Origin of the sequence: Methylotenera sp. (genome assembly GCF_013141425.1) — a bacterium.
GTDB lineage: Bacteria > Pseudomonadota > Gammaproteobacteria > Burkholderiales > Methylophilaceae > Methylotenera.
The window spans coordinates 1-23,691 of record NZ_JABFRA010000024.1 but is presented as its reverse complement, the minus strand read 5'-3'; the positions used below and the strand labels follow the sequence as shown (position 1 = coordinate 23,691).

Here is a 23,691-nt window from a genome sequence, read left to right as displayed (position 1 = left end):
GGAAATTACAGCAAAACAATAGCTAGCTGGACTTGCCGCCAATAAATGGCGCATCATGCAGTGCTGTGGGCTTACTGGAATCTGCTGTAGCTGTTTTAGCTGCGTTTAAAGATGTAGCACTTGGCTTGTTCGCATCAAATTTTGCACAGCGCATGAGTCTAAGCAATATGGCATCTAGCTGATTGGATTGCTGTAGTAGCTTTGAATAATCTTTTTCGGTAGATTCAAGATTCTTAATGAGTTTATCAGCACTTTCGTGAGACTCCATTAGGGATTCTGCACGTTTATCCAGTGATTTTTTATGCGAGTTGATTTGCGTCTTCAACTCGCCAATAACTGCGTTTAGCCAAAGATTACAATCGACGTTGGCCTGCTCAAAATTAGCCTGAATTTGTGCACCAAGGCCTAAGTAAAATTTACGAATTAAAAACCGTTTTTCCGTTAATACGTTCACTGGGTCTGCACAAAAATCATTTGTGATTTTTTCCAACGATTGCATATTCTGAATGAAATTACTCATATTCAGTTCAATCGCTACCGTTTTTTCAAAGCCATGCTTGCTCCAAAACAGGTGATATAAATCATCGGCATGTTTTTTAATGGTACCACCTTCAACTTTAATGTCTTCGGCCAGTTTAATCGCTAAGCGTGTCAGCTCACGAATACTGCGGTTTAATCCAACCGTAGTCCAGCTGTCGCCCATGTCCTGCTTAGTTTGTTCTAAGGTGGTATCTAAAAAGCCTAAGCTTAGATGCCGCAAGAGTTTGTCACTCAGGCGTTTAATTTTTTCGCTACCTTGATTAAATGTAAGCACAGAGGCTTCGTAGCGTTTACGTTCCGCAACTACGTTGGCTAAAATTTCTTTTGAGGCATCACGGTTTTGGGTCTGAATTTCTTTGAGTTCTGCCAGCTGACTTTTAATGGAGGTGATACGCATCTGCGCCACTTTGCGTGAAGAGCGTATCATATTGGAACACTCAGTAACGACCGCACGTCCTAAAATTTCGTGTTTAGATTCAATGAGTTGATTGGCTAGTGCGTCTTCAAGCAGGCCGATGCCGCTGCGTTTTAGTAATGCGGCGTCTTTTCTGATTTTGGCAACCAAGGCCTTTTGGGCAGACATGGCAAAAATATTGCGAGCATCCAGACCCAACTCACGTGCTGTATTTTGAATTTGTTTTTGAATGAGTGCTTCGACTTCGGCCTCAGATTCAAGCCCATCCCAAAGAATGTCAATTTTGTTGAGAACCACCAGTTTATGCGCTGCGCGTTTTTGCACGTATTCTGACCATATTTGCATGTCAGACTTGGTAATACCGGTGTCGGTGGCGGTTAAGAACAAGACAGCATGCGCATTCGGTATGATGCTTAGTGTTAGTTCTGGCTCAGCACCCATGGTATTCAGCCCCGGTGTGTCGATAACGACTAGACCACTTCTTAATAAGGGATGCGGATAATTGATGAGCGCATGGCGCCAAACGGGGATTTCTACCGTGCCTTTTTCCGCGAGTAAACGGCGCATGCTTGGGTCATTTTCATTCCAAAAACCCAGTGATTTTGCGGTTTCCAAATCAACTTCACGTTTTTGCACCAAGGCTTTTAGTGCTTCTTTCATAGCGTCTGGCGAGGTAATGTCTAGTCGGATTTTATGCCAGATATCGGGCGTGGTTTTCAGGTAGGTAAGTGTGTCGTCCGTTTGTCTAGTTTCAATCGGCAGTAGTTTGATGCAAGCTTCTTCACGTGAATCCCAGAATATTTCTGTTGGGCACATGGTGGTGCGGCCCGGCGCACTTGGTAAAAGACGCTGATTGAAGTCAGAGAAAAACAGCGCATTGATTGTTTCTGTCTTGCCGCGTGAAAACTCCGCTAAAAACGCCATCACCAACTGATCTTTTTTCAAGATTTCTTTGATGTCGTAAAGTCGCAACTCCTGAATCGCATCTAGTGATTCAGATTGACCTAGCCAGTCAATATAGTCGTCAATAGTGGCTACTAGCGTTTCACGCCATTCACTATATTCGGATATTTTAGTATTTAAACTAGAGGCAATTATGCCTGGCTGATTAGATACGCTGTCTGTGTGTTGAGTGCTCATAATGTCATCTAATATTAACTTATAAGGTTAATAGTAAGTTATTTTCCAAAGGAATCAATATCGTAGTCAGCAACAACTGTGCCATGATAATGAAAACAAGTGACGATAAATCTATATTACCAGCCAAGGGAATAAATTTCCTGAAAAATTTTAGAATGGGGCTGGTTAAATTGTTTAAAACTGGTGCAATCGCAGTGTGCGGGTTTATCCAGCTCAATATGGCCTGAATTAACACAGCGTATAAAAAAATAGTAATACTTAAGCTGATAACGCCAATGGCTGCGACTGTAGTTAATGTGAGCCAGACGTGACTCCCCACAATCAATAGGGGAAAGTCACGAAGCCACTGTATGCAAATAGTGAGTATCAGTTGAGTGATAAAAGCCAGCAGCAGGGTGGAGAGGTCAATTTTACCTAAACTGGGGATTATTTTTCGCACAGGTTTCACTGCGAAATTCGTGAGCGTGACAATAAATTGTGCTGCCTGATTTTGAAACGGCACGCGTGTTAATTGGAAGTAAAAGCGCAGTAGAAATGTGATAGTTAACAAATCTAAAAGGGTTCTAACTAAAAAAATCAATGCGTTACTGAGCAAGGTCGTCACCTAATATACGTGATTTATCGGCAGCAGCCTTGGCTGCCAACTGGATGGTGTTTTTGATGTTGGCCGTTTCTAATGCAAGTATGCCTTGCTCGGTTGTGCCACCCTTTGAAGTGACTTGTGCGCGTAAAGTTTTAACATCCGTATGGCTTTGTGCGGCAAGTAAACTCGCCCCTGCAAATGTTTGCAGTGCTAAAGATTTGGCTTCGTCTGCTTTAAGTCCCAAGCTGATGGCGGCTTCTTGTAAGGCTTCAATTAAATAAAACACATACGCAGGGCCGCTACCAGAGATTGCGGTAACCGCGTCCATTTTAGCTTCATCGTCTAGCCAGAGCGTTGAACCAACAGCTGCCAAAATAGTATTGGCGAGGTGGCGTTGTTGCTCGCTGACACTGGCGTTGGCATACAGCGCCGAAATGCCTGCCTGAATCTGCGCAGGCGTATTGGGCATAACGCGCACAATGGCTTGATAATTACCCAGCCAGCGCGATATGTCTGCACTTCGAACGCCGGCGGCGATTGAAATAATCAATTGAGTGTTGAGTGAATCTGCGAGTTGCTTGCATACCAGCTGCAATTGTTGTGGTTTAACCGCTAAAACAATAGCGCTTTGAGACGCAATGGTGTTGACTATCGCAACATAACTGTCGCTAACTTGTACATTAAACTCATTGGCTAATGCCTTGCGTTTTTGCTCGTCAGGCTCAATGACAGTAATAGCTGACATGTCAAAACCATTCTGCCTTAAGCCACTAATGATGGCTTTTGCCATATTGCCGCCACCAATAAAACTAATGTTCATTCGATTATTTATCCTAATTTTTTACTGGCAGTTTATTAATTTTTTATTGCCTAGTTGGCTAAATTTAAAGTTGGTCATAATGTCTCGCACCAAATAAGGCAGAACCTATACGCACAATAGTGGCGCCTTGCTCAATCGCAATCTGGTAGTCATCTGACATGCCAATCGAGAGTGTATCTAATGCAAAGCCTTTCGCCAACAGCGCATCATAACATTCTCGCACTTGTTTAAACTGTGCACGTTGTTTGTTTACGTCTTGTGTTGGTTCTGGTATTGACATTAAGCCACGCAACTTTAATCGTGGCATGCTGGAAATGGAGTTAGCAAGCGCAACTAATTCTGATGGGTTAACGCCGCTTTTACTCACTTCGTTGCTTGTATTAACTTGAATGCACACTTGCAGCGGTGCTAAATTTTCAGGTCGCGCGTCGTTTAAGCGCTGTGCAATTTTAAGCCTGTCCACACTATGCACCCATGAAAAATTTTGGGCGATGAGTTGCGTTTTGTTGCTTTGAATGGGGCCAATAAAGTGCCATTCAATGGCTATATCCTGTAGCTGCGCTTGTTTTTCTAAGGCTTCTTGCAGGTAATTTTCGCCAAACATGGTTTGCCCTGCCGCGTGAGCTTCGCGAATAGCCGAGGACGCCTGTGCTTTACTCACAGCAAGTAGGTTAACATGCTGTTTGCAGTGGTGTATGGACTTTGTTGATTGAATTGTTGCTAGAATATCTTGCAAGCGATTAGCAATTGTGGTCATAATTCACTTAGTCTAAATTTTCACTAATGTTTAACTTAATGGATAACTTAAAATTAATTAAATCAAATAGATTTACACAAATTAACGAGCTTATCGTTAAAAATGGCACTATAAAGTTACAGCTACAATAAATTATAACAGGAGCACGTTGTGGATATTTCAGATTTACTCGCATTCTCAGTTAAAAATAAAGCATCGGACTTACATCTGTCTGCAGGTTTGCCACCGATGATTCGGGTACATGGCGATATTCGTAAAATCAATGTCCCCGCTTTAGACCATACCGCCGTGCACGACATGGTGTACGACATTATGAGCGATGGTCAGCGCAAAGTGTATGAAGAAACCTTGGAGTGTGACTTTTCGTTTGAAATTCCCAATTTAGCGCGCTTTCGGGTCAATGCTTTCAATCATAATCGTGGTTCTGGCGCGGTTTTTCGTACCATTCCTTCTAAAATATTAACTTTGGAAGAATTAAACTGCCCGGCGATATTTAAAGAAATTGCCGATACGCCACGCGGCTTGTGTTTGGTAACAGGGCCAACGGGTTCAGGAAAATCCACAACGCTGGCGGCGATGATTGATTATATTAACGATAAAGAATTCGCCCATATTTTAACGGTAGAAGACCCAATCGAGTTTGTGCATCAATCTAAAAAATGTTTGATTAATCAGCGAGAAGTAGGCCCGCATACACTTTCATTCAACAATGCCTTGCGCGCGGCACTGCGTGAAGACCCTGATGTGATTTTAGTGGGTGAAATGCGTGACTTAGAAACAATCCGCTTAGCGCTGACTGCGGCTGAAACGGGGCACATGGTGTTTGGTACGCTGCATACCAGTTCAGCCGCAAAAACGATTGACCGTATTATTGACGTGTTCCCAGCAGCAGAAAAGGAAATGGTACGTTCAATGCTTTCCGAATCATTGCGTGCGGTAATTTCACAAACCTTATTAAAAACTAAAGATGAGCAAGGTCGTGTGGCCGCGCATGAAATTATGATTGGCACGCCAGCGATTCGAAATTTGATTCGTGAAGCTAAAATTCCTCAAATGTACTCAGCGATTCAAACCGGGCAAAATGTTGGTATGCAAACGCTTGATCAAAATTTACAAGATTTGGTTAAACGTAATCTGGTTTCAGCGAATGAAGCACGCTCCAAAGCAGCAAATAAAGACTCCATCATGGGCTAGCCATAACAATTTTTTTAAGCTAACTAATGAATTAATGCAAGTGAATTAATGCAAGTTAAGGGTGAATAATGGAAAAAGGTCAGGCAGAAAAGTTTGTATTTGATTTATTACGGTTGATGCTGGCGAAGAACGCGTCGGATTTATTTATCACTGCAGGCTTTCCACCCGCGATGAAAATCGATGGAAAAGTAACGCCAGTCAGCAGTCAGGTGCTGTCTGCACAGCAAGCGCGTGAAATTTCACGTTCCATTATGAACGATAAGCAAACTACCGAGTTTGATGCAACCAACGAATGTAATTTTGCAATTGGTATTCCAAGTGTTGCGCGTTTTCGGGTAAATGCCTTTGTGCAGCGCGGCTCAGTCGGCTTGGTATTTAGAACGATTACCACCAAAATTCCAGAGTTTGAAGACCTCGGTTTGCCTGAAGTGCTTAAAGATATCGCCATGACTAAGCGCGGCTTGGTGATTTTTGTCGGCGGTACGGGCTCTGGCAAGTCCACTTCTTTAGCTGCAATGGTCGGTTACCGAAATAAAAACAGTTATGGCCATATTATTACCATTGAAGACCCTGTGGAATTTGTGCACGAGCATATCAACTGCATAGTCACGCAACGTGAAATCGGTGTAGATACCGATAACTGGCACATTGCACTTAAAAACACCCTGCGTCAGGCACCAGATGTGATTTTGATTGGTGAGATTCGCGATCGCGAAACCATGGATTATGCGATTGCCTTTGCTGAAACGGGTCACTTATGTATGGCAACACTACACGCCAATAGTACCAATCAGGCCTTAGACCGTATCATCAACTTCTTTCCAGAAGAGCGCAGGCATCAACTGCTAATGGATCTTTCGCTAAATACCCGTGCATTTATCTCGCAACGTCTCATCCCGAAAAAAGAAGGCAAGGGCCGTGCCGCTGCCATGGAGGTGATGCTGAATTCGCCCCTGATTTCTGATTTGATTTTCAAAGGTGATGTGCATGAAATTAAATCGATTATTGCCAAATCGCGTGAACTAGGCATGCAAACTTTTGACCAAGCGCTTTTCGATTTGCACGAGGCGGATATTATTACCTACGAAGATACCTTGCGAAATGCCGATTCTGTGAATGACATCCGGTTGAAGATAAAATTAGATGGCAAGGCTTCGCATGGTAAAGATTTATCGATAGGTTTGGATAACTTGGGAATTGTATAAAACTTTCTGATCGTATACCAGAGAACGGAACCGTCTATATTTTTCAGTCACTAAGTGGTGGATGACTTACTCAACTTGTAAAGAGTAAAACTTAATCCTCATTCTTGGCTTAAGCGAATCAATACTGAATGCTTGTTTGAGCCACAAACAAAAAAGTTAAGCTTGATAAACCACCAGACCGTTCACTAAAGTGGTTTTAACTTTACCGGCAATTTCCAGCCCAATGAATGGCGTGTTTTTGCCTTGGCTTGTTAATACGCTGGGTTCTACTTTCCAGTATTCGTTGGCATCAAAAATGCAGATATCTGCCTGGCTGTTCACCGATAAATCACCCGCAGGTATGCCTAATATTTTTGCAGCGTTTGTGCTGATACGTGCAATGGCTGAAGTAATCTCAATTTTTTCCTGTTTCGCCCATTTTAGGGTGAGGGCTAATAGGAGTTCTAAGCCAGTTGCACCAATTTCCGCTTCGGCAAAAGGGGCTAATTTATCGTCGTTATCAACGGGGGTGTGGTCTGAGCAAATCGCGTTAATTGTCCCGTCTTTTAAACCTGCACTTAATGCGTCTTTATCACGCTGGCTGCGTAAGGGCGGCTTTAAGTGGCAATTAGTATCAAAATAGGCAATATCGTGTTCTGTCAGGTGTAATTGATTGGCGCTTACATCACAGCTAATGTTGCCGTTTTGTTTTTTAGCAGTACGTATCATTTCTACGCCTTCCGCCGTTGATAAGCGGCTAATATGCACACGTGCGCCGGTTTCTTTGGCGATGCGTAAGATGCTGGCAAGTGCAAGTGCTTCCGCTGCGCTTGGGATGCCTTTTAAGCCAAGACGGCTGGCGACTTCACCGTCATGCGCAACCCCACCTTTGGCCAAAAAGGGTTCTTCTGCGTGTAAAAATAAAGTAAAACCAAAAGTCGCGGCGTATTCCATAGCGCGCCATAGCACTTGTGTGTCGGTAATCGCAATATTGGCCTGTGAGTAGCCAACACAGCCTGCGTCACGCAGTGCGCCCATTTCGGCTAGTTCTTTGCCTTGCAATTGGCGCGTGAGCGCGCCCAGCGGGTAAACGCGCGCAAGGTGAAGTTGTTTGGTTCTGTGCTTTAACATTTCCACCAAACCAGGTTCATCCAACACAGGGTTAGTGTCTGGTTGGCAAGCTAGGCTGGTGATACCGCCAGCCACGGCGGCTTGTAATTCACTTTCTAATGTTGCTTTGTATTCGTTACCTGGTTCGCGCAGTCGGGCCGATAAATCCACCAAGCCGGGGCTTACAATTAAACCACTGGCATCGATGATTTGATTGGCGACAAAGCCATCTGGTGCTGCTCCGAGGGAAACGATTTTACCCGCCACAATATACATATCTTGTTGGCGATCGATATTATTTTTTGGGTCAATAACGCGACCATTTTTGATTTGAATTTTCATGCTTGACCTCCTTGCCCACCCGCAAGCATGGCCATGACCGCCATACGAATGGCAATTCCATAGGTGACTTGCGGCAAAATCACAGATTGCGCGCCATCGGCTACGCTGGAATCAATTTCAACGCCACGGTTCATTGGGCCTGGATGCAACACGATGGCATCGGGTTTTGCCAGATTCAACTTTTCTTGGGTGAGGCCGTAGGTTTTAAAATATTCCTGTGGGCTTGGCAACATGGCGCCGTTCATGCGTTCGTTCTGTAGGCGCAACATCATTACCACGTCCACGTCTTTTAAGCCGGCTTGCAGGTCGTGAAACACATGCACGCCTAGCTTTTCCACATGGGCTGGTAGTAGTGTTTTTGGCGCGATTACACGTACTTCTGGCACGCCAAGTGTCGTTAATGCATGAATTTCGGAGCGTGCCACACGTGAATGCAATACATCGCCGACAATCGCTACGCGTAAATTGTGCAAGTCAGGCTTGTATTTGCGAATGGTGAACATATCTAGCAAGCCTTGCGTGGGGTGCGAGTGACGACCGTCGCCTGCGTTAATGACATGAATATGATTGGGTACGTGTTTGGCAATAAAGTGTGCAGCGCCAGATTGCGAATGACGTACGACAAACATGTCGGCGTGCATGGCAATTAAATTATCTACAGTGTCTAAGATTGTTTCGCCTTTTGATTGCGATGAAGTATTAACATTCAGGCTAATCACGTCGGCAGAAAGACGTTTTGCGGCGATTTCAAAAGTAGTGCGGGTGCGGGTGCTGTTCTCAAAAAACAGGTTGCAAACCGTTTTTCCACGTAACAGTGGCACTTTTTTAACTTCGCGTTCCGCCACGCCTACAAAGGATTCGGCGGTATCTAATATTTGGTTCAATATTTTTTTTGGTAAGCCTTCAATGGAAAGCAGGTGTCGTAAACGGCCGTCAGTATCGAGTTGCGGGTTGTTCATTCTGGTGTAGACCCTGATGAAGATTGTAATGGGAGGCTTTGCAATTCTAGACTTAAGTGACCGTCTGAATTTTGTACCAATTGCAGATTTTGTGTGGCCTCTAAAGCAATATCTGCGGCGGTGATTTGCGGTACGATAGGCAATTCACGTCCGCCACGATTTACCAGAGCTACCAGTGAAATGCTGGCGGGGCGACCGTAGTCGAACAATTCGTTCATGGCGGCGCGGGTCGTGCGACCCGTATAAAAAACGTCATCAATGAGGATGATGTGTTTATTGTCCACATCAAACGGAATTTGACTCGGGCGATTTTCTGCTTTTAAGCCGCGCTTTTCGTAGTCATCCCGATAAAAGGAAACATCCAGCGTGCCGTGTTCAATCGCGTGAATTGCTATGTCTTTTTCAAGCAAAACAAGCAGTCTTTGCAATAGCCATACACCGCCACTTTGAATGCCGACTAAGGCGGTATTAGCTTGCAGCAAGGGTTGAAGTTTTTTGGCAAGTGTTTTGAGTAATTCTTCTGCACTTGCAAGTTGGCTATCTGCTGGTTTGATGTTGTTTGAACTCATTTGTTTAATGTACTCATCTTTTATGACCAAAGTTCAAGTTTACAAGCTATCAAAGTAACTCTGCAATATGGTTTGTGCGGCTACTTGGTCAAGCATGGTTTTTTGCGCGCGACCTTTAACACCTGTTTGCTTAAGCCGCTCGCTCGCCTCAACTGAGCTGTAACGCTCATCAATCAGTATGACAGGCAAATTAAAGCGGCCGTTAAGCCGCCTGGCAAACTTTTTGCAAAGCTGCGTCACATTCGTCTCCGCCCCGTCTAAACTTAAGGGCAAACCAACAATAAGTAATTTTGGCTGCCATTCGTTAATGAGTTTGCTTATCGCCTGAAAGCGTACTTCATTGCTTTCGTTATCAATCGTGGTGAGCGGGTTGGCGTTCGCTAAAACATGCTCGCCCACGGCCACGCCAATCCGCTGCTCACCAAAGTCAAAACTCAGCGCGGTGCTGGCGAGTACTATTTTTGCATCGTAAACATTTTCATTATCAATAATCTGGCCGTGTGCAGTTGGCAGAATATTGGGATTTTTTACCATCAGGCGTGTCCCGCCACGTCAGAAAGCATCGCAGGGTCTACCCCTAACAAGGCTAAAGTTGCGCTGAGTTTTTCGTCATAATCTGTTTCATAGAGTATTTTATGCAGCGTTGCGACATCTTTTGCTTGCACCGATAGCCAGGAGTTTTGCTTGATTTCTTCTTCAAGTTGGCCTGGTGTCCAACCGGCGTAACCCAAGGTAAGCAACATTTTTGCTGGCCCAGAGCCAATCGCAACGGATTCTAGAATGTCTTTTGAAGTGGTTAGCGCGGTGTTTTCAGCAATGGTGATGGTGCTATCCCATTCGCCCGCTGCAGTTTCGTGCAACACAAAACCGCGTTCGGGTTGTACTGGTCCGCCATACAGCACGGGCTGGTCTGCAACCGCCGTATTGAGTAGCTCTACTTTGATTTTTTCAAAAATCGTGTCGTAGGTGATGTCGGTCGGCCGGTTAATCATCACTCCCATAGCGCCGTCTTGATTGTGCGTGCAGATAAAGGTGACAGATTTTGCAAAAAACGGGTCTGTCATGGCGGGCATCGCGATGAGAAAGTGACCGGTGAGATTGATGTTTTCCAATGGCATTATTCTAACATATCAAGTTGATTATAATCACGATATTCCGTGGGTGTTGGGCGCTTCTAAATAGCCTGTCACCTCTAGGCCAAAGCCTGCCATACTTGGCATTTTGCGGGGGGTGGCAAGCAGTTTCATTTTACCTACGCCGCAATCGAGCAGTATTTGGGAACCGATGCCGTAGGTACGCAATTCTTGGTTGATGCGCACTGGTTCATCTGCTCCTTGAATGCGTTCAATAATTGCTTCGCCTGTTTCTTGCTGATGCAATAGCACAATGACCCCAGATTCTGCCTTGGCAATTACTTGCATGGCCTCTAAAGTATTCCAGCTATGCGAGCAGCTTGAGCTGTCGAGCAAATCAAATATGGAGAGTGGCTCATGCACGCGCACCAAGGTTTCTTTTTCTGGCGAGGGTGTTCCTTTAATTAAAACCAGATGGGTTTCTTTAGCGATTTTATCGCGATAGGCAATTAATTTTAGTTCGCCGTAAGGTGTTTGTATCGTGCGCTCGGCAGCACGTTCAACCAAGCGTTCAGTTTGCGCGCGATGTTGAATCAAATCTGCAATCGTGCCGATTTTTAAACCATGTTCAGCGGCAAATAGTTTTAAATCAGGCACGCGCGCCATGCTGCCGTCATCTTTAAGAATCTCACAAATAACACTGGCGGGTTCAAGCCCAGCAAGTTGCGCTAAATCACAGCCCGCTTCGGTGTGGCCAGCGCGTACTAATACACCGCCATCCATCGCAGCAAGGGGGAAAATATGCCCTGGGCTGACAATGTCTTGTGGCTTAACATTTTTGGCAACCGCCGCTTGCACAGTACGGGCACGGTCTGCCGCGGAGATGCCGGTAGTAACACCTTCAGCCGCCTCAATCGAAACAGTAAAATTGGTGCCCATGCGCGCACCATTCTGCTGTACCATTTTAGTCAGGTTTAGCTGGTGGCAACGTGCTTCGGTCAGTGTTAAGCAAATCAAGCCACGCCCATATTTCGCCATAAAGTTGATATGTTCAGCCGTTGCAAACTCGGCGGCTAAGACTAAATCACCTTCGTTTTCGCGGTTTTCGTCGTCCACCAACACCACCATACGGCCATGTTTGATTTCTTCAATAATTTCTTTTGCGCTGCTTATAGTCACTTTATTATTTTTTATCCTATAGTTTGTTAGTATTCTTGCGCCCAAAGCGTCATGCGCTCCACGTAGCGGGCGATTTGGTCAACTTCCAGATTCACCAAACTGCCTGCTTGCAATAAATTTAAGGTGGTATTTTCAAGCGTGTGTGGAATTAAGTTAATGCTGAATACATCTGCCGTAATGGTGTTGACGGTTAGGCTAACGCCATTGACGCCGATTGAACCCTTCACCGCGATGTATTTTGAAATGGCATGCGGCGCGCGTATGTCTAATTTCCAGCAATCACCTAATGCTTCAAAAAGTACTACTTCGCCCACGCCATCTACATGACCGCTCACCAAATGGCCGCCCAGCCTATCGTTCAGCCGTAAGGCTTTTTCTAGGTTGACCGCTTGTGGTTTATTTAAACCCGCGGTTACAGATAAAGTTTCTTTCGACACGTGCGCTTCAAAATGCGTGTTGTTGAAATTCACTGCCGTCAGGCAAACGCCATTAACAGCGATGCTATCGCCAGTTTTAACGTCTTGCATGCCAAGGCCTGCGCAATTGATGTTGAGTTTAACGTCTTCCCCCAAGGGGCTAACGCACTCGATTTGACCTATGGTCTGTATGATGCCAGTAAACATGGCGTAATTTTATCAGACTTGTTGCGTGACTTGGTGGCAATATGCTGATTGACGTAAGGTGAAATGTTGCGACATACTTTGCTAACTTAAAAATTCGATTCGTCGTTAGGATAATTGTGATTAAAGCACTCATTTTTGATGTGGATGGCACACTCTCAGATACCGAACGCGATGGGCATCGGCCTGCCTTTAACCAAGCGTTTAAACAGACTGGTTTGGATTGGCGTTGGGATGTGGCGCTTTATGGTGAATTGCTTGCCGTTACGGGCGGTAAAGAGCGCATTCGATTTTTTATTGAGCGCTACAAGCCAGCACTGAAAAATGACGTAAATCTTGCTGATATGATTGCTGAATTGCACCAAGCGAAAACGCGTATTTATACTGAATTATTAGCCACTGGAAAAATCCCCTTGCGGCCTGGTGTGAAGCGTTTGTTACAGGAAGCCAAAGAAGCAGGCTTAAAGCTGGCAATTGCAACCACCACAACACCCGAAAACGTGACGGCGCTACTAAACTATACTTTAGGTGAAGATTCACTCAACTGGTTTGAAGTAATAGCGGCGGGCGATATTGTCCCCGCCAAAAAACCTGCACCGGATATTTACTTGTGTGCACTAAAAAAGTTGCAACTTAGCGCGGATGAGTGCCTTGCTTTTGAAGATTCGGAAAATGGTTTGAAATCAAGCCTAGGCGCTGGTATAAAAACAGTGATAACCATCAATGACTACACAGTGAACCACGATTTTACTGGAGCAGCATTGGTGTTGAGTGACCTTGGCGAGCCAGAAAACCCTTGCCAAGTATTGCATGGCAGTTTGTATCGTGAACGCTATCTAAGCTTGTTGGGCTTGGCCAAACTTTAAAACCTTTGATATTGAGTAATGAGAGCTTGCTCTAATTTAAACGATGGATTTTTTGGATAGATAGCTTTTAGGAACCGATGCCCTGCGAACCAATATCCATGGGGCTTGCAGGGCATCGTTTTTGTATGTTTCTGCACAAGTTGGTACGTAGCCGAGTATGTTTCGAAATATTGACTATAAATTTCTTAAATATCGTTTTGCATGAACACATTAGTTTTAAGCGCAATAACTTCACACGGAATTAAGTTTTTAAGCAAATCGCTAACCCTGTTAGAATTTAGCCTATGTTGAAAAAAATAAAATCGTTCCTGCATGCCTTGTATCTTGAATCAGGAATTTCCAATCTGGTCGGTTATGAACTCTTTGTTGGCATGCGCTACACGCGGGCAAAGCGAAATAACCATTTTATTTCATTTATTTCACTCACCAGTATGATTGGTATTGCGCTTGGGGTTGCGGCATTAATTGTTGTGCTATCGGTGATGAATGGTTTTCAGAAAGATTTGCGGGCGCGCATTTTGGGCGTGGCATCGCATGTGGAAATCACAGGCACCAATAACTTACTGGAGGATTGGCGAACCATTTACGAATCTTCGTTTAAGCGTGAACATGTGCTAGCAAGTGCGCCTTATATCACGGCGCAGGCGATGCTGAGCTATGGGCAAGGCGTGCAAGGGGCGATTATTCGCGGTATTTTGCCAGCGGCAGAAGATAAAGTGGCTGACTTGGGCAAAAACATGAAAGTCGGCAATCTAAATGACTTACGCGCAGGTGAGTTTGGCATTATTTTGGGGGCAGATTTAGCCTACAACTTAGGCGCGCAAATGGGCGATAAAGTTGTTGTGATGGCGCCACAGGGGCAGTTTACGCCGACAGGCGTGGTGCCGCGCTTGAAACAATTTACCGTGGTTGGGTTGTTTCAGGCGGGTATGCAGCAATACGATGCGGGGCTGGCTCTGATACACATGGAAGATGCCGCCAAGCTATATCGCATGGGCGATGCGGTTTCTGGGGTGCGTTTAAAGTTGGATGATTTATTTATTGCGCCGCAAGTGGCGCAGGAATATTCGGCTTCGCTGAATAATCCGCCGAATCCCAACGGCACTTATTACGCTTTTGATTGGACGCAGCAACAAAGTAATCTTTTTAAAGCCATTAAAATGGAAAAACGCGTGATGTTTATTATCCTCACGCTCATCGTGGCGGTAGCGGCGTTTAATATCGTGTCTACACTGGTAATGGCGGTGACGGACAAGCGCGCTGACATAGCGATTATGCGTACCTTTGGCGCCAGCCCAGGCAGTATTATGTTGATTTTCATCGTGCAGGGCGCGTTGATCGGCATGATTGGTACTATTCTTGGCGCATTTTTTGGCATTCTTATCGCGTTAAATATTGATGTGATTATTCCATTTATTGAAGGCTTGTTTCATGTTCAGTTTTTAGAAAAAGATGTCTACCAAATTAGCGAGGTACCTTCTGAACTGGTTTGGTTGGATGTGATTACGATAGTGATTGTGTCCTTTATCTTAAGCTTGTTCGCCACACTTTATCCTAGCTGGCGCGCAAGTAAAATAAACCCTGCCGAGGCTTTACGCTATGAATAACTCAGCCTCTAAAAGTATTGTCTCCTGCCAAAATCTACACAAAACCTATCATGGTTTAGAAGTTGCGGTGCTTAACGGCATTGACTTGACGGTAAATGCAGGTGAGCAAATTGCGATTGTCGGCACTTCAGGGTCGGGCAAAAGCACCTTGCTGCATTTGCTGGGTGGCTTGGATGCACCTACTAGTGGTGAAGTGCGCATTTTGGATCGCAATATTGTGAAGTTGAGCGAGACCAATAAAGGCCTCTTGCGTAACCAGTCACTGGGCTTTGTTTATCAGTTTCATCATTTATTACCTGAATTCACTGCATTAGAAAATGTAGCGATGCCCTTGCTGATTCGCCGCATGCCGCGTGGGCAAGCCCTTACACTAGCGGCTGAAACATTAGCTAAAGTGAGCCTTGCGCATCGGCTTGAACACATGCCCGGCGAACTGTCTGGCGGTGAGCGTCAACGCGCAGCTGTAGCGCGGGCGTTGGTAACGCAGCCACAATGCATTTTGGCCGATGAACCGACTGGTAATCTGGACCGCCATACCGCGCATGCCGTGTTTGACTTGCTGCTGGAAGTGAATCAAACCCAGCAACGTAGTTTGGTGGTGGTTACGCACGATTTAGAATTGGCCAAAAAGATGCAACGTCAATATCGGCTGGTCGATGGTAAGTTACAGCCACTTTAAACTTAAGCCTTAGCGGATGATTCTTGTTGCACTGATATTTGTTTTTGGTGCCTGGGTTGTGCAGCAACTGCCTCAGTTGCCTAGTGTTACTTGGCTGATTTGCGCCGCTTTTTTAGCTATTTCTCTTGTTGCTTTAGGCTTAATACCATCGTTTTTTAGAGTATTTCGTCAGCCAAAGTTTTTGCAGGTGGGCTTGCTCAGCTTGGCCGCTTTTTTAGTGGGCTTCAGTTGGGCGAGCAGTATAGCCTGGTGGAGAATGCAGGATGACCTGCCGCATGCTTGGGAGCAAAAAACCATTGTCATTGAAGGAGTGGTGGCAAGCGTGCCTGAACTGACGGAGCGTGGTGCGCGATTTAAATTTGATATCGAAAAAATCATCACACAAGCGGCCGTTGTGCCGCGTCACATTAGTCTCAATCATTATGTTGTGAATCCTTTGTACAAACAGGCTAACGAGGCAGTTTTTGAGGATGCTGAGTCAGATGCCGCAATTTTTAGCCCGTTTCACGCGGGCGAGCGCTGGCGCTTGTCGGTGCGTTTAAAGCGTCCGCATGGCACGGTGAATCCGCATGGGTTTGATTTTGAATCGTGGGCGCTGAGCGAAAATATTCGCGCCACAGGCAGCATTAAGACCAAGGCCGAATTTAAGATGCTAGATAACTTGGTTTGGCGCCCTAGTTACATTGTTGAGCATTTGCGTGAGCTTACCCAGCAGCGCATATTACGAGTGCTAGTGGACAAACCCTATAGTGGCGTAATTCAAGCACTGGTTATGGGCGATGATAGTCAAATAAGCACAAATGACTGGCAGGTGTTTATGCGCACAGGAACCTCACATTTGATGTCAATCTCAGGTCTGCATATCACCATGCTTGCAGGGTTGGCTTTTGCTTTGGTGAATTGTTTTTGGCGGCGTAGCCCTAAACTGATGATGCAATTGCCAGCACGCAAAGCGGCAACGTTGGCGGGTGTCTTGGTGGCTCTGGCGTATGCGCTGATTGCTGGATTTTCTGTTCCTACACAGCGCACGGTTTACATGTTGATCGTATTTGCCATTGCGCTTTGGACAGCGCCGCAATTGGTGATTGCACAGGTGCTGTCATTGGCACTATTTGTTGTGGTGTTGATTGATCCTTGGGCGGTGAATGCACCAGGATTTTGGCTGTCATTTGGAGCAGTCGCGCTACTGGCTTATGTTTTTAACGGCCGTATCGGTCAAGTTCGCTGGGTTAAGTCGGCGCTAGTGACGCAATGGGCGGTGACTATTGGTATGTTTCCCCTGTTGTTGATTATGTTTAATCAAGCGTCGCTTATTTCGCCAATCGCCAATGCATTTGCAATTCCTTTGATTAGTTTTGTTGTGACCCCACTGGCACTACTGGGGAGTTTTTTATCAATCGATTGGTTGTTGCACCTGTCGTATTGGGTTTTGCAAGCATGTATGTGGGGGTTGAATAGTTTGAATCAATTGCCCATCGCCAACTGGCAACAGCATTCGCCTGCTATTTGGACGCTTTTTCCGGCTTTGTTAGGTGTGCTGTGGTTGCTACTGCCACGTGGTTTTCCGATGCGCTGGTTGGGTGTTGTTGGTTTTTTGCCAATGCTAGTCATTGTGCCCGCTCTACCAGCTTCGGGCGAGATGAAAGTCACTGTGCTGGATGTCGGGCAAGGCTTGAGCGTAGTGGTACAAACAGCTAAACATACCTTACTTTATGATGCTGGCCCTAAATTTAACGCGCAAAGCGATGCAGGCAGCCGCATTGTAATCCCGTATTTGCGAGGTGAGGGTATAGGTAAATTAGATGGCCTTATGGTAAGCCATAATGATATTGACCACAGCGGAGGAATGACTTCTGTGCTAGCTATAATGCCTGTTGATTGGCTGAACAGCTCTTTACCAGAGACGATTGAAACGCCAGCGACTTTGGAAAAGATGCAATGTTACGCTGGTCAAAGTTGGTTGTGGGACGGAGTGCTATTCGAAGTACTACACCCAAGCATAGAAAGTTATGATGATTTAAAACTTAAGGATAATAATCGTAGTTGTGTGTTAAAAGTGACTAGTGAATTCGGCAGTCTGTTACTTACAGGGGATATTGAAAAAGAAGCTGAATATGCCTTGCTGGAAGCGGATGCAGATGGATTGAAAAGCGACGTGTTAATTGTGCCGCATCACGGTAGCAAAACTTCCTCGACGGCAGAGTTTATTGCAGCAGTGGCACCTAGCTTGAGCGTCTTTACCTCTGGCTATTTAAACCGCTACAAACACCCTAAGCCAGAAGTATTGGCGCGCTATCAAGCAGAAAATAGCCATCGCTATCGCTCGGATTACCAAGGTGCCTTGGTGATGTTTTTTGTAAAAAATAATATACAGATGGTGAGCTGGCGTAGGCAATATCAGCGTTACTGGCATGATACTTTTGCCGCAGATTAAATTGGCTAATAGTGGGTTGCATTTGCGAATGTTATGCAGTTGCAGCTTGCCCAAATGCGGGCGAAAGGCTAAAGTATCGCAAAGATAGATTCCAGTAAGTCAGACGAATCATTAATTGCTATTTTGAAATTTAGGGAGTTGCACTGTGTGGCAAATTATTTTAGCAGCAGGCTGGCCAATTTGGCCGCTTATTTTCGCGTCAGTGGTAGCGTTGGCGATTATCGGTGAGCGTGCTATTGCGCTTCGTGAAAATATCGTAACACCACAAAATCTTTTACCTGAATTGCAAGCTTGGCTTGCTAAAGGCGGGGTTACAAAAGAAACAATTGGCAAGTTAGAACAACATTCGCCTTTAGGACAAGTGTTTGCCAGTGCCTTGGCGAATTCAAAAAACTCGCGTGAAGTCACCAAAGAGGCGATTGAGGAATCAGGTCGCGCTGTTGCACATAAGCTCGAACGGTATCTTTCTACTTTAGGCACAATCGCAACCGTGGCACCTTTGCTAGGCTTGCTCGGTACGGTGATTGGTATGGTGGAGTTGTTCGGGGCCTTTACTAATACTGGTCACGATATTGCGCAGTTTGCCCGTGGCATTTCTGTGGCGCTGTATAACACGGCGGCGGGGATTGTGGTGGCGGTGCCCGCGATGATTGCTTACCGATATTTCCGCTCAAAAGTAGATGGTTTGCTGGTGGATATGGAGCAACAAGCGATTAAGTTGGTGGAAATTATTCACGGCGAACGTAAGTAAATTTTAATTCGATTGAAATGACACAAATGCGGCGTTACTTTTATTCGCCGTATTATATTAATTGTTATGTTAGTTAATTAAATTGCTGGGCGTACTGTTTGCATAAAAGTGCCTTGTCTTCAGGTCATTTGAATTGAATTTAGTTAAAGGATTTTAATATGAATTTTCAACGTGGAAAGCGCCATGAAGAGCTTGAGATGAATCTCGTGCCGCTAATTGACGTGCTGTTGGTGATTATTATTTTCTTGGTGGTGAGCGCTACTTTTTCACGCACCAGTGAGTTGCAGATTAATCTGCCTACCGCGGAAGCCAATACCCCGCAAGAAAAACCCTTGACCATTGAAGTGGGCGTAGATGCCAACGGAAAATATATAGTAAACGGCAAAGGTTTGGCTGATTCATCCGTTGCAGGAATTGGCGCAGCTTTACAAGCTGCAGCCAGTGGTGGAAAAGAACCAACCATTATTATCAATGCAGATGCAAAAGCGACACACCAGTCTGTTATTGATGTGATGGAAGCCTCGCGTGTAGCAGGTTATACGCACATTACCTTTGCGACACAGTCTGGCCAATAAGTTCTTATATCTGATTTTTTTAATAGTATTTTTAGCCCCGACTTTCTTCGCTGGCGCTAGGTCTTAGCGACGTCTTGGCGACCATCAATCCTAAACCTATGGCAAACACCCACGATGGCAAAAGTAAGACGTAATAAAGAAAAACTTCCTGAAATTTCAAATGCAAAAGAATTGTATTTGCGTTTGCTTCGTCATGCCTGGCGTTATAAGTATGTATTTCTTACCAGTATTCTCTCACTCGTGATCTTGTCAGCCAGTAATACTGGTTTTCTGGCGTTGATAAAACAAATCACTGATGAGGGGTTTGTTAAAAAAGTGGCGAATCAAAATGTGTTGTTGCCGCTAATGTTATTTGGATTAATGTTGGTACGCGGTATCGCTGGCTATGTTTCTGTTTATTCCATGCGTGTTGTCGCTCGACGGGTAGTGGAGGACTTTCGCAAGGAAATGTTCAGTCGATTAATGTTGTTGCCAGTGCATTATTTTGATGCACGCTCGGCAGGAGCGTTGGTGTCAAAATTTACCTACGATGTTGAGCGTCTTTCAGTTGCGACTACGCGCACTTGGATGAATGTATTACGTGACATTTTGACAGTAGTTGGGCTGATTGCGTATATGTTTTACTTGGATTGGCGTCTCACTTTGGTGTTTGCCAGCATTTTGCCTTTGGTTACTCTGTATTTAAAAAAAATTACGCCTAAACTTAAGTCCAATGCAAAAGGGGTGCAACATAGCATGGGCGAAATGACTAAATCTGCGGAAGAGGCGATTAGTGGGCAACGTATTGTTAAGATTTTTGGCGCACAGGATTTCGAATATCAGCGTTTTTCCGAAATCACGACGAATAATCGTCGTATTGAGTTGCGTTTAACCCGTATCGCGGGTTTGAGTAGTTTTGTTGTTGAGATATTTGCTGCGTTGGCGCTAGCCTTGGTGATTTATTACGCCATGGGTAGTTTTTCCGTGGGCGAGTTCGCCGCCTTTGTAGGCGCTTTACTGATGTTAATTTCACCGATAAAACATATCGCAGCGGCCAATGAGGATTTTCAAGTGGGATTGGCTGCGGCACAAAGCATTTTTGAGGTAATGGATGCAAGCCCTGAGGTCGATGCGGGTATCATTGAAATAGGACGCGCAAAGGGTGAAATTGAATTTAGAAACGTCACTTTGCGTTACGAAAGTGCTAGTGGTGTAGCGCTTGATAACCTAAGTTTTAAGATTATGCCTGGTGAAAAAGTAGCCTTGGTCGGCCGTTCAGGTGGTGGTAAGACCACGTTGGTGAACTTGCTGCCAAGGTTTTATGCGTTGCAGCAAGGTGCTATATTTCTTGATGGTGTGGATATTCGGGACTTGCGATTAAGTAACTTACGTGAGCAATTTGCTTTAGTCAGCCAAGATATCGTGCTGTTTAATGACACAGTGTTTAATAATATTGCTTATGGCGTATTAAGAAATGCCACGGAACAAGAAGTGATTGCAGCAGCAAAAGCCGCCCATGCTTGGGAATTCATTCAGCAACTACCCAATGGGCTGCAAAATGAAATTGGCGATCGTGGTGTTCGGCTGTCTGGTGGGCAGCGACAACGCATTGCTATAGCACGTGCCATTTTGAAAGATGCTCCCATCTTGTTGCTGGATGAAGCAACATCCGCGCTGGATACTGAATCAGAGCAGCATGTGCAAGCCGCTTTGGATGCTTTGATGCAAAACCGAACCAGCATCGTGATTGCACATCGACTCAGTACAATTGAAAATGCAGATCGCATTATGGTGATGGAGCAAGGTAAGATTGTCGAGAGTGGGTCTCACGCAGCATTAATTGCTATCGATGGTCATTATGCTAAGTTATACCAGAAGCAATTTGGTTAATTTCTTTCTGGTATGCTTGGGTTGAAATCGCATGAGTAATTGGCTACAAAAACAGTGGCTTTGCTACACGCCATTGCATATTTTGTTGCTACCGCTGTCGTGGGTCTTTGCAGGTTTAACTTGCCTTAGACGAGCACTCTATAGACTCGGGCTATTTAAAAGCTATCGCCTGCCTGTTCCGGTAATTATCGTAGGAAATATTAATGTTGGAGGCACGGGTAAAACACCTTTAGTTATCTGGATAGTCGAGCAGTTAAAAAAGCAAGGCTATACTCCGGGCGTGGTTAGTCGAGGCTATGGTGGCGGCTACAAAAATATTGCAGAAGTATTTGTAAATAGTCATCCATCAGAAGTCGGCGATGAGCCAGTGTTAATTGCAAGGCGAACAGCTAGCCCCATGTTTGTTGGCGCTAACCGTGTGGCCGCTGGCAGGGCTTTGTTAAGCGCGCATCCTGAATGTAATATCCTCGTGAGCGATGACGGTTTGCAGCATTATCGTTTGCAGCGTGATTTTGAAATTGCCCTGATTAATTCTGACTTGCAGTTTGGAAATCAACTTTTACTGCCAGCAGGACCATTGCGTGAGAAAGTTACGCGGCTACAAGGTGTTGATGCCTTGGTGAATAGTGGTAGTGCAGACGTGCGTAATTTTAATATTACAGAAAAACTGCTGCCACCTATATTTAGCATGCGTTTGCAAGGTGACGCCTTTGAAAATATAAGTGGAATCAAGCAAATTAAATCGGTCGATTATTTTAGAGATAAGCCCTTGGTCGCTATTGCTGGCATTGGCAATCCAGAGCGCTTTTTTAATCAACTTATAGGCTTGGGCTTACAATTCGAACGTAAGATATTTGCAGACCACCATGTGTTTACTGAGCAGGATTTGCTGCAGTTCGCTAATAAAACACTATTAATGACAGAAAAAGATGCCGTAAAATGTCAGATGTTAAATGCAGTCGATGCTTGGTATTTGCCAGTGACGGCCGTATTAGATAAACCGTCAGGGCAGTCGTTAACGGCACATATTTTGCAAAAACTGAGAATGAATCACTGAGAGTTCAATTATGGATAACAAACTTCTACAAATTCTAGTGTGCCCAGTAACGAAAGGCCCACTCATATATAATAAGCCGACAAATGAGCTTATTTCCAAGTCGGCACAGTTGGCTTATCCAATTAAAGATGGTATCCCAGTGATGCTAGAGGAAGAGGCGCGCAAGTTAACAGAAGCTGAAGTTGCGCAACTTGAAGCTTAGTACCCCTGAGTTTTATGTAGTAATTCCGGCGCGTTACGCCAGCACTAGGTTGCCCGGCAAGCCTTTACTGGATATTGCAGGAAAACCCATGGTGGTATGGGTGGCCGAGCGCGCAAAGCAAAGTGGAGCTAAAGCCGTTGTTGTTGCCACAGATGACACACGAATTTTAGAGGCGATTCAGCAGTATGGTCATCAAGGCGTAATGACAAAGCCGAATCATGCCAGTGGAACGGATCGTATCGCCGAAGTGGCATTGCTGAAAAATTGGCCAGATGACGCCATTATTGTTAATGTTCAAGGCGATGAGCCTCTGATCGAAGCTTCACTGATTGTTGAAGTAGCCACCACATTAAGTGCCAATAGTGAAGCTGTGATGGCAACAGCCTGTCATGCGATCACCAATAAAGTGGATTTTTTAAACCCCAATGTCGTTAAGGTGGTATTGGATGCAAAGGGGAATGCACTTTATTTTAGTCGAGCGCCTATCCCCTATCCAAGAGATGCTTTTGCTATAGAGCTAGAGCTTCCGTTAAACTTGCCGGCATATCGCCATGTTGGCATTTATGCTTATCGAGCGAGATTTCTTAAGCAGTATGCGACGATGCAGCCAAGTGAGATTGAGCAGATTGAATGTTTGGAACAACTTCGCGTGTTGCACCATGGCTACAAGATAGCCGTGTCAATTTCGCATAATGCACCTGCGGCTGGAGTAGATACACAGGAAGATCTTGATTACGTGCGCAACGTGATGCGTTAAAGGGGCACTTCAATGCCGCTGATGCCTTAATTCTACTGAAGTTCAAGACGTAATCTACAGCTTTTATAAATAAAAAACGCAATAGTTCTTGCGATAAAAGGCTAAGTTTGCTATAGTCCCACCTCTCGACGCAACAGTAAGTCGAATCGGACGCGGGATGGAGCAGTCTGGCAGCTCGTCGGGCTCATAACCCGAAGGTCACAGGTTCAAATCCTGTTCCCGCAACCAAAGATTTTATCTGTACGCAGATGCATTCAATAATAAATATGGATCAAATCAAATTTAGTATTGACGAGCTTTAAAAGCTCTGTATAATGCGCACCTCGTTAACGCAAAGCGTTATTGAGAAGTTGAAAAAGGAAGCTAATTTTCGACACTGTTCTTTAACAAAATAACAACTGATAAGTGT

The 23,691-nt window shown here is 45.0% G+C and carries 23 protein-coding genes and 1 tRNA gene; 13 read left to right on the top strand and 11 right to left on the bottom strand.

The genetic code is table 11. The features are described 5' to 3' along the window. Nucleotides 1-22 precede the first annotated feature (22 nt). From HOO90_RS02410 to HOO90_RS02395, 4 genes are all read right to left on the bottom strand, one after another. Nucleotides 23-2,095: a dynamin family protein gene (locus tag HOO90_RS02410; RefSeq protein WP_292839100.1), complete on the bottom strand. Its 2,073-nt coding sequence runs from the start codon at nt 2,093-2,095 to the stop codon at nt 23-25. Nucleotides 2,096-2,114: 19 nt separating this feature from the next. Further along, the gene (locus tag HOO90_RS02405; protein WP_366928732.1) at nt 2,115-2,699 is read right to left on the bottom strand and encodes a YggT family protein; all 585 of its coding nucleotides are present in this window, start codon (nt 2,697-2,699) and stop codon (nt 2,115-2,117) included. Then, entirely contained in the window at nt 2,680-3,498 is an 819-nt protein-coding gene (gene proC, locus HOO90_RS02400; protein ID WP_292839096.1) for a pyrroline-5-carboxylate reductase, read from the bottom strand. The genes HOO90_RS02405 and proC overlap by 20 nt, the downstream gene beginning before the upstream one ends. Nucleotides 3,499-3,562: 64 nt before the next feature. Continuing rightward, entirely contained in the window at nt 3,563-4,255 is a 693-nt protein-coding gene (locus HOO90_RS02395; RefSeq protein WP_292839094.1) for a YggS family pyridoxal phosphate-dependent enzyme, read from the bottom strand. Nucleotides 4,256-4,405: 150 nt separating this feature from the next. Between HOO90_RS02395 and HOO90_RS02390 the strand changes: the two genes are divergently transcribed. Together HOO90_RS02390 and HOO90_RS02385 are read left to right on the top strand one after the other, a co-directional pair. Further along, the gene (locus HOO90_RS02390) at nt 4,406-5,449 is read left to right on the top strand and encodes a type IV pilus twitching motility protein PilT (protein ID WP_292839092.1); all 1,044 of its coding nucleotides are present in this window, start codon (nt 4,406-4,408) and stop codon (nt 5,447-5,449) included. 68 nt (nt 5,450-5,517) lie between these two features. Next, nucleotides 5,518-6,654 carry a PilT/PilU family type 4a pilus ATPase gene (locus HOO90_RS02385; RefSeq protein WP_292839090.1) on the top strand — a complete coding sequence of 379 codons (1,137 nt, stop codon included), beginning with the start codon at nt 5,518-5,520 and terminating at the stop codon, nt 6,652-6,654. Nucleotides 6,655-6,810: 156 nt separating this feature from the next. On the opposite strand, the gene HOO90_RS02380 is transcribed toward HOO90_RS02385, so the two are convergent. Genes HOO90_RS02380 through HOO90_RS02350 form a run of 7 tightly spaced genes read right to left on the bottom strand, consistent with a single transcriptional unit; the run spans nt 6,811 to nt 12,488 of the window. Further along, nucleotides 6,811-8,085 (bottom strand): dihydroorotase, encoded by a 1,275-nt coding sequence (locus HOO90_RS02380; protein WP_292839088.1) that lies wholly within the window; start codon nt 8,083-8,085, stop codon nt 6,811-6,813. Next, nucleotides 8,082-9,044: an aspartate carbamoyltransferase catalytic subunit gene (locus HOO90_RS02375; RefSeq protein ID WP_292839086.1), complete on the bottom strand. Its 963-nt coding sequence runs from the start codon at nt 9,042-9,044 to the stop codon at nt 8,082-8,084. The genes HOO90_RS02380 and HOO90_RS02375 overlap by 4 nt, the downstream gene beginning before the upstream one ends. Beyond that, nucleotides 9,041-9,613 carry a bifunctional pyr operon transcriptional regulator/uracil phosphoribosyltransferase PyrR gene (gene pyrR / locus HOO90_RS02370; RefSeq protein WP_292839084.1) on the bottom strand — a complete coding sequence of 191 codons (573 nt, stop codon included), beginning with the start codon at nt 9,611-9,613 and terminating at the stop codon, nt 9,041-9,043. Before pyrR ends, HOO90_RS02375 begins: the two co-directional genes overlap by 4 nt. A gap of 39 nt (nt 9,614-9,652) precedes the next feature. Then, a complete protein-coding gene (gene ruvX / locus HOO90_RS02365) occupies nt 9,653-10,147 on the bottom strand; it encodes a Holliday junction resolvase RuvX (protein WP_292839082.1) in 495 nt (164 codons plus the stop codon). Next, nucleotides 10,147-10,731 (bottom strand): YqgE/AlgH family protein, encoded by a 585-nt coding sequence (locus HOO90_RS02360; RefSeq protein ID WP_292839080.1) that lies wholly within the window; start codon nt 10,729-10,731, stop codon nt 10,147-10,149. The genes ruvX and HOO90_RS02360 overlap by 1 nt, the downstream gene beginning before the upstream one ends. A gap of 27 nt (nt 10,732-10,758) precedes the next feature. Beyond that, complete coding sequence (ribBA, locus tag HOO90_RS02355; RefSeq protein ID WP_292839078.1) at nt 10,759-11,865, bottom strand: bifunctional 3,4-dihydroxy-2-butanone-4-phosphate synthase/GTP cyclohydrolase II; 1,107 nt, start codon at nt 11,863-11,865, stop codon at nt 10,759-10,761. 26 nt (nt 11,866-11,891) lie between these two features. Further along, complete coding sequence (locus HOO90_RS02350; protein WP_292839076.1) at nt 11,892-12,488, bottom strand: riboflavin synthase; 597 nt, start codon at nt 12,486-12,488, stop codon at nt 11,892-11,894. Between the two features lie 113 nt (nt 12,489-12,601). Between HOO90_RS02350 and HOO90_RS02345 the strand changes: the two genes are divergently transcribed. The 11 genes from HOO90_RS02345 (at nt 12,602) to HOO90_RS02295 (ending at nt 23,510) form a co-directional block, all read left to right on the top strand. Beyond that, complete coding sequence (locus HOO90_RS02345) at nt 12,602-13,351, top strand: HAD family hydrolase (RefSeq protein ID WP_292839134.1); 750 nt, start codon at nt 12,602-12,604, stop codon at nt 13,349-13,351. Nucleotides 13,352-13,722: 371 nt separating this feature from the next. Continuing rightward, a complete protein-coding gene (locus HOO90_RS02340; RefSeq protein WP_292839132.1) occupies nt 13,723-14,958 on the top strand; it encodes a lipoprotein-releasing ABC transporter permease subunit in 1,236 nt (411 codons plus the stop codon). Next, the gene (gene lolD, locus HOO90_RS02335) at nt 14,951-15,637 is read left to right on the top strand and encodes a lipoprotein-releasing ABC transporter ATP-binding protein LolD (RefSeq protein WP_292839074.1); all 687 of its coding nucleotides are present in this window, start codon (nt 14,951-14,953) and stop codon (nt 15,635-15,637) included. Before HOO90_RS02340 ends, lolD begins: the two co-directional genes overlap by 8 nt. Before the next feature lie 16 nt (nt 15,638-15,653). Next, nucleotides 15,654-18,071: a DNA internalization-related competence protein ComEC/Rec2 gene (locus HOO90_RS02330; RefSeq protein WP_292839072.1), complete on the top strand. Its 2,418-nt coding sequence runs from the start codon at nt 15,654-15,656 to the stop codon at nt 18,069-18,071. A 145-nt stretch (nt 18,072-18,216) separates the two neighbouring features. Next, on the top strand, nt 18,217-18,822 hold the full coding sequence (locus HOO90_RS02325) for a MotA/TolQ/ExbB proton channel family protein (protein WP_292839070.1): 606 nt from the start codon (nt 18,217-18,219) through the stop codon (nt 18,820-18,822). 158 nt (nt 18,823-18,980) lie between these two features. Continuing rightward, complete coding sequence (locus HOO90_RS02320) at nt 18,981-19,397, top strand: biopolymer transporter ExbD (RefSeq protein ID WP_292839068.1); 417 nt, start codon at nt 18,981-18,983, stop codon at nt 19,395-19,397. 114 nt (nt 19,398-19,511) lie between these two features. Beyond that, entirely contained in the window at nt 19,512-21,266 is a 1,755-nt protein-coding gene (gene msbA / locus HOO90_RS02315) for a lipid A export permease/ATP-binding protein MsbA (protein ID WP_292839066.1), read from the top strand. A 31-nt stretch (nt 21,267-21,297) separates the two neighbouring features. Beyond that, a complete protein-coding gene (lpxK, locus tag HOO90_RS02310) occupies nt 21,298-22,323 on the top strand; it encodes a tetraacyldisaccharide 4'-kinase (protein ID WP_292839064.1) in 1,026 nt (341 codons plus the stop codon). A gap of 10 nt (nt 22,324-22,333) precedes the next feature. Next, nucleotides 22,334-22,525, top strand: a complete 192-nt coding sequence (locus HOO90_RS02305) for a Trm112 family protein (protein ID WP_292839062.1) — start codon at nt 22,334-22,336, stop codon at nt 22,523-22,525. After that, nucleotides 22,515-23,282, top strand: coding sequence for a 3-deoxy-manno-octulosonate cytidylyltransferase (gene kdsB, locus HOO90_RS02300; protein WP_292839061.1), 768 nt, complete (start codon nt 22,515-22,517; stop codon nt 23,280-23,282). Before HOO90_RS02305 ends, kdsB begins: the two co-directional genes overlap by 11 nt. A 151-nt stretch (nt 23,283-23,433) precedes the next feature. Next, nucleotides 23,434-23,510: transfer RNA gene (locus HOO90_RS02295), tRNA-Met, on the top strand. The last annotated feature ends 181 nt before the right edge of the window (nt 23,511-23,691 follow it).